A 13633-nucleotide genomic window follows, 5' to 3' on the forward strand; every position below is an offset into this window, starting at 1 on the left:
CGTTTCTTTCTTGTACTAATATTACTATTATTGGTGCTTGGAATAGCACTTACCTTGCCTTTCGTGCAAACTAGAGTTGCTCAATATTTTGTAAAAAGTATCAATAAAGACTTTGGAATTCATATTGCCATTGATGAAGCGTCAGTATCTGTCTTTGGTGGTGTAAAACTTAAAAATGTTATTATTTTAGACCATCATAAAGACACTTTGATTTATGCCAATAGAATTAAAACCAATATTTTAGACGGTTCAAAATTATTGGATGGTGATTTAATTTTTGGTGACATCACTTTGAATGGATTGTATTTTAATATGAAAACCTACAAAAATGAAAAATATTCAAATCTAGACAAATTTGTTGCCTCTTTCAAGAATAATAAGCCGCCTTCCAAAAAACATTTTCTATTAACAGCCGCAAATGCAAAAATTACCAACGGACATTATACTCTAATTGATGAAAATAGAATAGGCTCAAAAGACGTTGATTTTAATAAGATTAACGCATCGGTAAGTAATTTGAAAGTTTACGGACCAGAAGTAAATACTTTAATTAATAAGATGTCTTTCCAAGATCATCGCGGAATTTTTGTTAAAAGTTTAAGCGGAATATTTAGCTATACTAAAAAACATATTAAACTTGATAAACTTGATTTGGTAACCAGGGAATCCAAGTTAAAAGGAGCAATTGCATTAAATTATGATATAGATAAAGGAGATTTTTCACATTTTACAGATAAGGTGGAATTTGATATAAAACTAAATAAAACTTCCTTGGCTTCAAATGATATTCGTTGTTTTTATAATGAATTAGGTAAAAACCAACATTTTTATGTAAACGGAAGGATTAAAGGGCCATTAAACAACCTAAAAATAACAAATTTAAAATTAGTTGATTCTAAAAAATCTCAGATAATAGGCACAATAAACTTTAAAAATCTTTTTCCAAACAAGGAGCAGGAATTTTATATGGATGGAAAATTTGCCGGACTTTATACCAACTATGATGATCTAGTGACAATATTGCCAAATGTTTTAGGCAAAAGGCTGCCTGTTATTTTGAAAAAATTGGGAATCATTAATTTAGTTGGTAATACTCAAGTTACCACTACTTCTGTTGCAGCTAGTTTTGTTATGGCAACTCAATTGGGGAAAATAAAATCTGATTTGAATATTGAAAGCATAAATTTGACAGATAAAGCTGCTTACGAAGGAAATGTTGTTTTGGAGAGTTTTGATTTGGGAACATTATTAGACAGAAAAGACGTTGGGAAAGTAAGTTTGAATCTTGATGTTGATGGCAAAGGTTTTTCAGAAAAGTATTTGAATACTTCCGTAAAAGGTGCTGTTGCCCAAATCTATTATAATAATTACACTTATAATAATGTAGTTTTAAACGGAAATTTTAAAAGCGGTCTCTATATGGGTCAGGTTTCAGTAAACGATCCTAATTTGACCATGAATTTTGACGGATTGGTAGATTTGAGTAAAAAAGAGAGCCGATATGATTTCCATATCAATGTTGAAAATGCCGACTTGCAAAAATTGAAATTCTTGAAAGATTCCATTTCTGTTTTCAAAGGGGATGTTTTGGTAAAATTATCCGGTAATACAATTGACAATCTAAAAGGCGATGTATTTATTAATAAAACTACCTATCAAAATGCAAAAGCAACCTATCTTTTTGATGACTTTTATATTAATTCAAGTTTTGACCAGGATCTTGTAAGAACAATTACCATAAATTCTCCTGATATTGTGCAAGGTGAAATTGTGGGAAAATATCAATTCAACCAACTGAAAAATTTAATAAAAAATTCGCTCGGAAGTCTTTACACGAATTACAAACCTGAAAAAGTAAAGAAAGGGCAGTTTTTGAAATTTAATTTTACCATTTATAATAAAATTATCGAAATCTTTTATCCGGAAATTTCCATTGCTGCAAATACCATTGTTAAAGGAAATATTAATTCAGATAAGCAGGAATTTAAGCTCAATTTTAATTCGCCAAAAATTATGGCTTCGGCTAATACTTTCGATAATATTAGAATTAAGATCGATAATAAAAATCCACTTTATAATGCGTATATCGAATTGGACACCATCAAAACTAAATTTTATAAAATTCGGGATTTTAGTCTGATAAACGTTACTATGAAAGATACTTTGTTCTTTCGATCGGAGTTTAAAGGAGGTACAAAAGGGGAAGATTATTTTAATTTGAATTTATATCATACCATAAATGCAGCCAATAATAATGTGGTGGGAATTAGCAAATCCGAGGTCAAGTTGAAGGATTATTTATGGTATTTGAACGAAAAAGAGACGCCTGATAATCAAATCGTATTTGATAAATCATTTCATAATTTCAACTTCAATAACCTATTAATGTCTCATGAAAATCAAGAAATTTCTTTTATGGGCGATATTAAAGGAACCACATACAAGGATTTGAAGTTAAGTTTGAAAAATGTTGATATAAATCAAATTACCCCTGCAAATCCCAAGTTTTTCTTTAATGGGAATATGAATGCAACTGTAAACTATAAACAAAATAATGATATTTATCAGATTCCAGCCTCGATACAAATTGATCATCTAAACATAAATAAAACCGATTTGGGTAATTTGAACTTTGATATTGTTGGAGATGAAAAACTGAAGAAATTTACATTAAATGCCAATATCGAAAACGAAAATGCGGAGTCATTTAAGGCCAATGGAAATTTTGAAATAAAAGACGATAAAACGATTTTGGATTTAGATTTAAAATTTGACAAATTTAATTTGGGAATTTTAAGTTCGCTTGGGGGAGAAGTATTGTCAAATATCAGAGGATTTGCATCAGGAAATGCAAGTATTGCAGGAAATCTCAAAAAGCCTGAAATAAACGGACGTCTTTATGTAGATGATGCAGGATTGGCAATTCCATATTTAAATGTGGATTATTCATTAAGCAATAGAACCATTGTTGATTTAACAGACGAGAAGTTTTTGTTTAAAAATGACGTGCTTACCGACACCAAATTTGGCACAAAAGGAACTTTAAACGGAAGTATTTCACACAATAATTTTTCGGATTGGAAATTGGATTTGGCCATTAATTCAAAAAGATTATTGGTACTTGACACAAAAGATTCCGAAGATGCTGCTTATTATGGAATTGCATTTATTGATGGCAGTGCAACAATCAAAGGGCCAACAGACGGACTATTTATTAAGGTGGACGCAAAATCTGAAAAAGGTTCTTCCTTAAAAATTCCTATTAATGATTCTGAAAATATAAGCGAAAATAATTTTATTCATTTTTTGAATGCCAAAGAAAAGTTTAATATCAAAAAGGGAATTGTTGATAATTCAAAAATTTACAAAGGACTTGAATTAGAGTTTGATCTTGATATTACTCCAAACGCAGAAGTAGAAGTCATTCTGGATCGAAATTCAGGCCATGGGATGAAGGGCAAAGGAAATGGAACGTTGCTATTTAAAATAAACACATTGGGTAAATTTAATATGTGGGGCGATTTTCAGGCTTATGAAGGAACCTACAATTTTAAATATGGAGGTATTATAGATAAGAAATTTACAGTAAAAAAAGGAGGGTATGTTTCTTGGGAAGGAAATCCCATGAAAGCCCGTTTAAATTTAGAAGCCATATATAAAACTAGTGCAAATCCCGCCTTATTATTAGAAAATTCGTCCTTTAATAAAAAAGTTCCTGTGAATGTAATTATAGGGCTTCGAGGAGATTTAACAAGCCCAGAGCCCGATTTTAATTTTGAATTTCCAACGGTTAGTAACGTCTTAAAATCAGAAATCGAATACAAATTAAACGACAAAGATGTTCGTCAAACCCAAGCTTTGTATTTACTGTCTACGGGTAGTTTTCTGAGTGCCGAAGGCGTGAATAATTCTGCTTTGACTTCGAATGCATTTGAAACTGCTACCAGTTTATTGAGTAGTCTTATACATTCAGAGGACGAAAAATTCCAAGTGGGTATTGATATTATTGGTGCTGATAAAACGAGTGGAAAAGAATCCGACGGAAGATTTGTGGCTACAGTTTCGTCAAAAATCAATGAAAGAATTACGATTAACGGAAAAGTGGGAGTTCCTTTTGGGGGTATCAATGAGACAGCAGTCGTTGGTGATGTAGAAATTTTATACAGAGTTAATGAGGATGGAACCGTAAACCTTCGCTTTTTTAATAGAGAAAATGACATTAGTTATATAGGAGAAGGAATAGGCTATACACAAGGAGCCGGTATTTCTTATGAAGTTGATTTTGATACATTTAAGGAATTGGCCAATAAAATATTCAAAAATAAAAAAATAGAAAAGATCCAGAATTTTAATACAATTGACCAGGATTCAAATCTGCCTCCAGAAAATCGTAACTCTTCAAAATCAAATTCAAAAGAGCTAAAACAAAATCAGGAAGGCAAAATTCCTGAAGAAGATTAGCCTTTTAAAAGTATTGCCCTCAACCTAATATTATTTATTTTCTGAACAGTATATTCAATTTATTAATTATTTTAATCGTTTATTTGTTAATTAATAACAAGCTTTTACATTTATAATAAACTTATTAACGAAAACGTTTGAATTCACCTTGCTCTATTAATTTATTAATAACATGCTCTCAAAAGTGGTGGATGTTTGCTAATTTTACACTTTTAATACTTAAATAATGCCAAAAACAATAAAAAAGGTTGCAGTACTTACCTCAGGCGGAGATTCACCGGGAATGAATGCAGCAATTAGATCTGTAGTTAGGACTTGTTCATTCCATAACATACAATGCGTCGGAATATATAGGGGCTATCAAGGAATGATAGAAGGTGACTTCAAAGAAATGGGTCCAAGGAGTGTTCATAATATTGTCAATAAAGGAGGAACTGTACTTAAATCAGCTCGTTCAAAAGAGTTTATGACTGTTGAAGGTCGAAAAAAAGCCTACGATGAATTAATAAAAGCCGAAATTGATGCTTTTGTGGTTATCGGTGGAGACGGAAGTTTTACAGGAGCAGAAATTTTCAATAAAGAATTCAAGTTTCCTGTAATGGGAATTCCTGGAACGATTGATAATGATATTTTCGGAACGAGTCATACATTAGGGTATGATACCGCTTTGAATACGGTAGTAGAATGTATTGATAAAATCCGTGATACTGCAAGTTCACACAATAGATTATTCTTCGTTGAAGTTATGGGGCGTGATGCAGGTCACATCGCCTTGAATGCCGGAATTGGAGCTGGAGCAGAAGAAATTTTAATTCCTGAAGAAGATTTAGGGTTAGAAAGATTAGTGGAATCGCTTCGAAAAAGCAAAGCTGCTGGAAAATCGTCCAGTATTGTTGTTATTGCCGAAGGAGATAAAATTGGTAAAAATGTTTTCGAATTAAAAGATTACGTTGAAGCTAATTTACCAGAGTACGAAGTTCGTGTTTCGGTTTTGGGCCATATGCAACGTGGTGGTGCGCCATCTTGTTATGATAGAGTTCTTGCCAGTAGATTAGGTGTAAAAGCCGTTGAATCTTTATTGGAAGGAAAATCAAATTTTATGGTAGGAATGATTAATGATAAAGTGGCTCTTACGCCATTATTACAAGCAATCAAAGGAAAAACCGAAATTGATAGAGAATTGCTTCGTGTTTCTGAAATTATGTCAGTTTAGAAGTGGCTTTCGCCAAATAAAAAATAAATTAAATAATTATAATCAGCTTAAAGCAAAAGCTTAAAGCCAAAAGCAAACAAAAAATGTCAAAAGTAAAATTAGGAATAAACGGATTTGGAAGAATTGGAAGAATCGTTTTTAGAGAATCTTTCAATAGAGACAATGTAGAAGTAGTGGCAATTAATGATTTATTAGATGTAGATCATCTAGCTTATTTATTAAAATATGATTCAGTTCATGGTCGTTTTAACGGAACAGTAGAAGTAAAAGAAGGAAAACTTTTTGTAAACGGAAGAAACATCCGTATTACTGCCGAAAGAAATCCTGTAGATTTAAAATGGAATGAAGTTGATGTTGATGTAGTGGCTGAATGTACAGGTATCTTCACAACTATTGAAACTGCGAATGAGCACATTAAAGGTGGTGCCAAAAAAGTAATTATCTCTGCTCCATCTGCAGATGCTCCAATGTTTGTAATGGGAGTAAACCACGAAAATGCAAAAGCTTCAGATATTGTTGTTTCTAATGCTTCTTGTACAACAAACTGTTTAGCTCCTTTAGCTAAAGTTATTCACGATAATTTTGGAATTGTTGAAGCATTAATGACAACTGTTCATGCAACAACTTCAACTCAAATGACTTCTGATGGGCCTTCAAGAAAAGACTGGAGAGGTGGACGTGCTGCAAACATAAACATTATTCCATCATCAACTGGAGCGGCAAAAGCGGTTGGAAAGGTTATTCCTGATTTGAATGGAAAATTAACAGGTATGGCTTTCCGTGTTCCTACTGCAGATGTTTCTACAGTAGATTTAACTGTAAAAGTTGCCAAAGAAACTTCTTATGAAGAAATTATGGCAGTATTAAAGAAAGCTTCGGAAACTACAATGAAAGGTATTTTAGGATATACTGAAGATGCAGTTGTATCTCAGGATTTTATTTCTGATAAAAGAACTTCAATCATCGATGCTACCGCAGGAATTGGTTTAAATTCAACTTTCTTCAAATTGGTATCTTGGTATGATAATGAATATGGATATTCATGTAAATTGATTGATCTGTCTGTGCATATTGCAGGTTTAAAATAATTACATATATTTACATAAAATCCCGTTAGACTTTATTCTTACGGGATTTTTTTTTACCAAACCAAAAAAACAACCATTTTTTAGTTTTTAATCCCGTTAGTTCGAGACTAAAATCTAAAATTTAAACCAAATTAAAGATGAGATTATTAGTTGATAGTGGCTCTACTAAAGCCGATTGGATTGCAATAGATGAGGATGGAAAAGTAATGTTCACAACGCAAACATTAGGATTAAACCCCGAAATTCTTGATGGAGACGAAATTATTGAGCGTATAAATGATCGTTTCGATATTCTTCAAAATAAAGACAAAGCTACGCACCTTTTCTTTTATGGTGCAGGTTGCGGAACGGATAGAATGAAGATAAATCTTTCGAGAGTTTTTCAAGAATATTTTTCAAATGCAATTATTTCAGTAAATGAAGATACTTATGCTGCCGTTTATGCAACAACTCCAAAAGGGGAAGAAGCTATTGTCAGTATTCTTGGAACGGGTTCAAACTGTAGTTATTTTGACGGCAAAACTTTGCATCAAAAAGTGCAATCACTTGGTTATATTGTAATGGATGATTGTAGTGGCAATGTTTTTGGAAAAGAATTAATCCGAAAATATTATTTCAATAAAATGCCAAAAGAATTGGCTGTAGAATTTGAAAAAGAGTATAATTTAGATCCAGATTATATTAAAAATAAATTATACAAAGAGCCAAATCCAAATGCATATTTAGCAACTTTTGCAAAATTCCTTATTCAAAATAAAGATCATGAATTTTGTAAAAAAATCATTTTCAAAGGAATGAAATCTTTTGTAAAAAACTACATAAGACAATATGATAATTGCAAAGAAGTTCCTGTGCATTTTGTAGGTTCGATAGCTTTCTACTTAAAGGATGAATTGCAGATAACATTTGATAAATACCAAATGAAACTAGGAAATGTGTTAAGAAGACCCATTGACGGACTCATTGCTTATCATATTAAAAACAAATAAAATACAAACCTGACCTTTTAAATGTCAGGTTTTTTTAATAACTTAAATGATGAGATTGCTTCGCAAGCTCGCAAAGACATATGGAAATAGCAATTATTGCTCACGATGGAAAAAAAGCTGACATGGTTCAGTTTTTGAACAAAAATAAGCTTGTTTTAATAAGCGAAAACATCAAACTAATTGCCACAGGAACAACTGGAACTAAAGCTGAAAGTGCGGGTTTTAAAGTTAAAAAAATGCTTTCAGGACCTCAAGGTGGCGATGCTCAAATTGCAGGTAGAGTTGCCGAGGGCAAAACTAAAATGGTATTGTTTTTTAAAGACCCTTTGTCGAGTCACGCACATGAATCAGATGTGAATATGTTATTACGCGTTTGTGATGTTCACAATGTCCCATTGGCAACTAATGAAGCCTCCGCACAATTATTTTTGAATGCTATAGCTATAGAACAGCAATCATAGAAATTTCGACATTTACATTTTTTGGCAAGCAAGCCACTTGAACCGTTTCGCGAGCTGGAGCGGTTTTTTCGTCAAAATAAGAACCATAAATGGTGTTTATTTTTCCAAAATCATTCATATTCATAATGAATATCGTGGTTTTTACGACGTTTTCAAATGTCATTCCGGCCGCTTCGAGAACAGCCTTCATATTCTCCATAACTTGCTTTGTTTCCGCTTCAATTGTATCTATTACAAGTTCCATCGTTGCTGGATTAAGGGCAATTTGTCCTGAAGTATACAGCGTATTTCCTTTTAAAACAGCTTGATTATAAGGGCCAATTGGTGCAGGAGCATTTTCGGTAAAAATTATTTTTTTCATAAAAAAGATGTATTATTTGTAAATTTTTTTAAGATCTGAATTTATTTATCTTTTGCTGGCACTTCGTTTGTCGTACTTAATATCGCTTAACACACCAGATTTTATCCCGATAAAGAAGCTCCAGTTTGATTGGGTTCCAAAGGGCTGCCAGTTAAAATCCATTCTCCAGCTCAACAAATCTCTTTCAAAACGGAGTTGGGTGTAGGTAACTCCATTTTGGACAAAATCATATCCTGTAGAGACGCCTGCTTTCCATTTTGGTGTCAAATCAGCATTGGCAGAAATCATTATTGAATTTCCGGTAATTTTATTTTCCCGATTGTTATTCCCATAAGTAAGGGAATAGGCAAATGTCATGTCCCATGGCAATATTGAAGCAAAAAACTCAGTGATTTTATCTTCTCCGCTATCTTCTTCCTCATCAAATTGGCTTTTTCCCCTTGCTGTATCAATAGTGTTTCTTCCAAATAAATCATCATCACGACCACCGTTTCTTTGACTTTGTTGATTTTTATCTTTCTTTTTTGCTTCCATATCCTTGCTGGATATAGAATAGTTTAAAGTCACATTTGAACTTGTCATTCTAAACAAACTCCCGCCATTGTTTATGTTATAGACGTTAATACGAGTGCCTGAATTATCTATTGCATAAGGGTCTAATGTTGTTGCAAAATTGATATTCATTTTGTTGTTAAATAGTTGTGTTCCTCCACTAACTCTTACTGGTGCCCAGGCTAGAGAAGTAATTCCATTAGCATTAATATCATAGCTTGTGGAAAAATTTAAATTATTAAGAAGCATAATTTTTTTTGCCTCAACCTTTGTGCTATCTTTATCTGTAACTTTTGCTTCGAAAGTGTTACTTAAATCAAAACCAAGTATATTTGAATTAGTTTTGCCGGGTGATGAAAAAATGCCACCTTCAAACCGGGTGTAATCTTTAGTAATTGTTCCGCTTGCATCAGTTGCATAGGTATCGTAATATTTTTCAAAACTTGGAGTGTAACTATAGGAAACCGATGGCCTCATTACGTGTCGAATGGATTTTATTTTTTTATTTTTACCAAAATTAAATGTTCCATAAATGGTAGTTCCCAAACTGCTTGAGAAATTATAGGTTCTGAAGGCATCGAAACCATTAACCGTTTTATCTATAACCTTACTTTGATCTGTATCATAACCTCTACGGATGGTTTTTAAATACCAAACTTCTTCATAATTCATAGCAGTCGATACACTAAAATATTTAAATAATTTGAAATTGGTACTTATAGGGATACTTTGCTGAACGCCTACTTTGGCATTATTAAACATTTCTGGTTTAAAGAACAAAGAATCTGTGGTAACAAAACTATTTTTTCCGCTTAAATTATACTGTAAATTTATATTCTTGAAAAAGCCTTTTTTTACTCCATCTTTGCCTACAAACGGATAGAGACGGTCTACGCTATATTGTAAATCTGGCAATGTCAAATTGATTTCTGAAGTTTGTGTGTTTTGAGAATGCGTTGCAGACACAGCTAATCTGGATCCAACCGTACCATTAAAAGTCTTGCTATAAGAAACAGATGAACTTAAAGTGTTGTTTAAATTTGACCCTACATTTGCCTGATTAATAGATTGCTTATAGTATTTACTGCTACCCAAATTTACAGAAGCAGAAAAACTTGAATTGGGACTTCCTTTAGAATCTTTCGCATGTGACCATTGTATATTATAAATATTTTGCTTTGAATAGTCTGGATAACCTCTTTCGCTATTAATTAAATTTTCGAATCGAACGTTAATATTTCCTCTGTAACTGTATCTTTTACCATAACTGGATTCAAATCGCAAGGCATAACTTCCATTAGTATAATAATCTCCCAAAACGGTTAAATCATAATGATCACTTAAAGCAAAATAATAGCCGCCATTTTGCAATGAAAATCCTCTAGTGTTTGAATCATTATAAGTGGGTAATAATATTCCTGAAACACTAGTTTCTTTACTCATCGGAAAAAAAGCAAAAGGCAATGCTATCGGAGTGGGTACATTAGCAATTACCATATTGGTTAAACCAGTAACCACTTTCTTTCCAGGAATAAATTTTACTTTACTGGTTTGAAAATAATATTCAGGATTATCTATATCTTTTGATGTTGTAAATCGAGCCCCTTTCAGGAAATATACAGAATCATTTTCCTTTTTTGAGATGGAAGCTTTTACTTTAAACTCTCCTTGATCAGTTCTCGAATTCCAAATTAAAGCTTTTTTTGTCTTGAAATTAAAGCGAATTGAGTCTGGTTCTATTACATTTGCGCCCTGTTTAAAATTCGGATATTGTGTATATGTACCTGTTGAATCTTTGATACGGCCTGCATAAACTTCATTTTTTTCATAATCCAATACAATAATCCCCGATTTTAACTCGATATCCTGATAATAAAGTTCAGCCTTATTGTATAGTGTAATAAGTTTTTTCTTTTGGTCAATTCGGGCGTAATCCTCAGATTTATATTTTACTTTTCCATCAAGAAACACTTTTATTTTTACGCTATCCTTTTTAATAGTGTCGGTTTCTTTTTTTGCAGTCGATTTAGAAGTGTTTTCAGGAATAGAACCAGTCCTTACTTTTTGATTTTTGGCAGGTATCGCCGTTGTTTTGTTCTTTATATCTTGTGAATATATTTTGCAAGATCCTATTGTTAGGAAAATTGATAATAAAACGATATTAAATAAGTTTGTATTCAAAGGTTTTAATGCTATTTTTGTAAAAATATGGCTTGTTTTATGACGTGTCAAACTTACATATAAATTTTTGTCAAAAATAATCAATTATTAAATTTATAACCTTAGTGTTTTAATTAAATTAACTTTTTAGATTTATGTATATAATAAATAGAATCAAACTAAAATTTGCTTTTTTCCTAACCATAGTTTCATTTCTCACTTACGGTCAATCCAATGTTTTTAAGGTTACTCTTGACGCTGGTCATGGAGATCACGATTTTGGGGCTACTTATAATGGACATGTCGAAAAAAATATAAATTTGGCACTTGTACTCAAAGTTGGAAGATTATTAGAACAGAACCCGAAAATTGATGTAATTTATACTCGCAAGACTGATGTTTTTATCGATTTAATTGAACGAGCCAATATCGCCAATCGAGCAGATGCCAATATTTTTGTTTCCATTCATTGCAATGCAAATAAAAATCCTGTAGGCGAGGGGACTGAAACCTATGTTATGGGGATGAGTAAAGTGGCTTCAAATCTTGAAGCAGCTAAAAAGGAGAATTCCGTTATTACTTTGGAAAAAGATTACAAACAAAAATACGAAGGCTTTGATCCCAATTCACCTGAAACTTTGATAGGAATGACCTTGATGGCTGAAGAATATTTGGATAACAGTATTTCATTGGCAAGCAAAGTAGAAGATGGATTTGCAGCTTTGGGAAAAAAAATCAGACATGGTGGCGTAAAGCAAGCCCCTTTTATGGTGTTGCATAAAGCCTACATGCCAAGAGTTTTAATTGAAACCGGATTTATTTCTAATCCTGCAGAAGGTGCTAATTTAGATTCTGAAGAGGGTCAAAACGAAATCGCCCGAGTCATTGCAAATGCCATTGTTAGCTACAAAAATGAATACTTTGGCAATGAAGGTAACGATAGTGATGCCGAAAGACCTTCTCAAAAAATAATCGATAAACCGATAAAAGATACTTCGTCACCGGCAAAACCAAAACTGAACTTAGAGGTAACAGTTCCGAAAAAATCTGCTAATAATCAGGATACAAATAGTACCATCTTCAAGGTTCAACTTTCGGCAAGTGCAAAGAAGTTAGAATTGACACCAACTAATTTTAAAGGATTGAAAAACATTTCAATTGAGTCAGGTACTAATCTATACAAATATATGTATGGTGAAACCACTGATTACAATGATGCTAAAAAACTGTTGCAGGAAGCAAAATCCAAAGGGTATGATTCCGCCTATTTAATTGCATTTAAAAACGGAAAAAAGATTAGTCTGCAAGAAGCTACCAAATAAATTAACAACTGCAACTTTAATTATTTTTATATTAAATTTGTACAAATATACTTGAATTTTGAAATTAACACGAGAAATTAAAACCGCCATATTAGTCATTTCGACAATTTTACTTTTTATTTGGGGCTATAGCTTTGTAAAAGGAAAAGACCTTTTAGATAAATACAAAACATTTTATGTGCAATATGACAATGTTGAAGGTTTATCCTCTTCAGCATCTGTTACTATTAACGGCTTGATAGTGGGAAAAGTTACTAAGATTTCTTTAAACAAAGAAACAGGAAAACTATTGGTTCAATTGCAACTCAAAACGGATTTCCCTATTTCAAAAACAAGTATAGCCACTATTTATAAGCCTGGTTTTATTGATGGAAAACAAATTGCGATTCATCCCAATCTTGAGGACAAATCAGTGTCAGCTAATGGTCAGATGCTCATAGGAAATGCTGAATTGGATTTAATAGAAGCCTTGAAAAAGCAAGTGTATCCGCTTCAGGAAAAATTTGAGATGCTGATGAAAAATGCAGACAATCTATTGATAGGAATAAACAATGTTTTAGATAATAAAGGACAACAAAATTTAAAAGTTAGTCTCTCAGAATTGAGTAAAACTATGGAGCAATTTCACAAAGTTTCTTCAAGTATAAATACAATTTTAGACGATAATAAAGAAGGAGTAAAAGGAGTGGTTACAAACCTAAACAAAGTATCAAGTGATTTTTCTAAAATATCGGATTCTTTAAACAAAGCCGATTTAGGAAAAACTGCTAAAAATCTCCAAAAAACATTGGAAAATGTTGATAAAATGATGGCTAGTATGCAGGCCGGAAAAGGTACAATGGGTAAATTGATAAATGACGAAGCATTGTATAATAATTTAGAGAAAACTTCAAAAGAATTAGAATTATTATTAGAAGACGTAAGGCTTCACCCAACCCGATATGTGAATGTCTCTGTTTTTGGGAAGAAAAATAAACCTTATGTTGCACCGGTAAACGATACAGTTTCAAAAGTTAAAAACTAGCA

General features: G+C 32.3%; 9 protein-coding genes. 7 read left to right on the forward strand and 2 right to left on the reverse strand.

What is annotated here, in order from left to right:
* The first annotated feature begins 33 nt into the window (after nucleotides 1-33).
* The 5 genes from IR213_RS07530 (at nucleotide 34) to IR213_RS07550 (ending at nucleotide 8212) form a co-directional block, all read left to right on the forward strand.
* Nucleotides 34-4461: a translocation/assembly module TamB domain-containing protein gene (locus tag IR213_RS07530; RefSeq protein WP_194311695.1), complete on the forward strand. Its 4428-nt coding sequence runs from the start codon at nucleotides 34-36 to the stop codon at nucleotides 4459-4461.
* Between the two features lie 226 nt (nucleotides 4462-4687).
* Nucleotides 4688-5674 carry a 6-phosphofructokinase gene (gene pfkA, locus IR213_RS07535; protein ID WP_194311696.1) on the forward strand — a complete coding sequence of 329 codons (987 nt, stop codon included), beginning with the start codon at nucleotides 4688-4690 and terminating at the stop codon, nucleotides 5672-5674.
* An 83-nt stretch (nucleotides 5675-5757) separates the two neighbouring features.
* On the forward strand, nucleotides 5758-6762 hold the full coding sequence (gap, locus tag IR213_RS07540) for a type I glyceraldehyde-3-phosphate dehydrogenase (protein WP_194311697.1): 1005 nt from the start codon (nucleotides 5758-5760) through the stop codon (nucleotides 6760-6762).
* Nucleotides 6763-6899: 137 nt separating this feature from the next.
* The gene (locus tag IR213_RS07545; RefSeq protein ID WP_194311698.1) at nucleotides 6900-7751 is read left to right on the forward strand and encodes an N-acetylglucosamine kinase; all 852 of its coding nucleotides are present in this window, start codon (nucleotides 6900-6902) and stop codon (nucleotides 7749-7751) included.
* A gap of 80 nt (nucleotides 7752-7831) precedes the next feature.
* Complete coding sequence (locus IR213_RS07550) at nucleotides 7832-8212, forward strand: methylglyoxal synthase (protein ID WP_194311699.1); 381 nt, start codon at nucleotides 7832-7834, stop codon at nucleotides 8210-8212.
* Here IR213_RS07550 and IR213_RS07555 read toward each other — a convergent pair.
* Together IR213_RS07555 and IR213_RS07560 are read right to left on the reverse strand one after the other, a co-directional pair.
* Nucleotides 8193-8573 (reverse strand): RidA family protein, encoded by a 381-nt coding sequence (locus IR213_RS07555; RefSeq protein ID WP_194311700.1) that lies wholly within the window; start codon nucleotides 8571-8573, stop codon nucleotides 8193-8195. The two genes, IR213_RS07550 and IR213_RS07555, sit on opposite strands and share 20 nt — an antisense overlap.
* Nucleotides 8574-8618: 45 nt before the next feature.
* Nucleotides 8619-11357: a putative LPS assembly protein LptD gene (locus IR213_RS07560; RefSeq protein ID WP_194311701.1), complete on the reverse strand. Its 2739-nt coding sequence runs from the start codon at nucleotides 11355-11357 to the stop codon at nucleotides 8619-8621.
* An 83-nt stretch (nucleotides 11358-11440) separates the two neighbouring features.
* Here IR213_RS07560 and IR213_RS07565 point away from each other — a divergent pair, with 83 nt between their 5' ends.
* Complete coding sequence (locus IR213_RS07565; RefSeq protein ID WP_194311702.1) at nucleotides 11441-12607, forward strand: N-acetylmuramoyl-L-alanine amidase family protein; 1167 nt, start codon at nucleotides 11441-11443, stop codon at nucleotides 12605-12607.
* 58 nt (nucleotides 12608-12665) lie between these two features.
* Nucleotides 12666-13631, forward strand: a complete 966-nt coding sequence (locus tag IR213_RS07570) for an MlaD family protein (protein ID WP_194311703.1) — start codon at nucleotides 12666-12668, stop codon at nucleotides 13629-13631.
* Nucleotides 13632-13633 lie beyond the last annotated feature (2 nt).

Source organism: Flavobacterium soyangense (assembly GCF_015277675.1).
Classification (GTDB): domain Bacteria; phylum Bacteroidota; class Bacteroidia; order Flavobacteriales; family Flavobacteriaceae; genus Flavobacterium; species Flavobacterium soyangense.

Bases quoted from the DNA above. Each gene is read 5' to 3' on its own strand.
- IR213_RS07550 (WP_194311699.1), top strand. From the start codon at position 7,832: ATGGAAATAGCAATTATTGCTCACGATGGAAAAAAAGCTGACATGGTT.
- IR213_RS07565 (WP_194311702.1), top strand. From the start codon at position 11,441: ATGTATATAATAAATAGAATCAAACTAAAATTTGCTTTTTTCCTAACC.
- gap (WP_194311697.1), top strand. From the start codon at position 5,758: ATGTCAAAAGTAAAATTAGGAATAAACGGATTTGGAAGAATTGGAAGA.
- IR213_RS07545 (WP_194311698.1), top strand. From the start codon at position 6,900: ATGAGATTATTAGTTGATAGTGGCTCTACTAAAGCCGATTGGATTGCA.
- pfkA (WP_194311696.1), top strand. From the start codon at position 4,688: ATGCCAAAAACAATAAAAAAGGTTGCAGTACTTACCTCAGGCGGAGAT.
- IR213_RS07555 (WP_194311700.1), bottom strand. From the start codon at position 8,573: ATGAAAAAAATAATTTTTACCGAAAATGCTCCTGCACCAATTGGCCCT.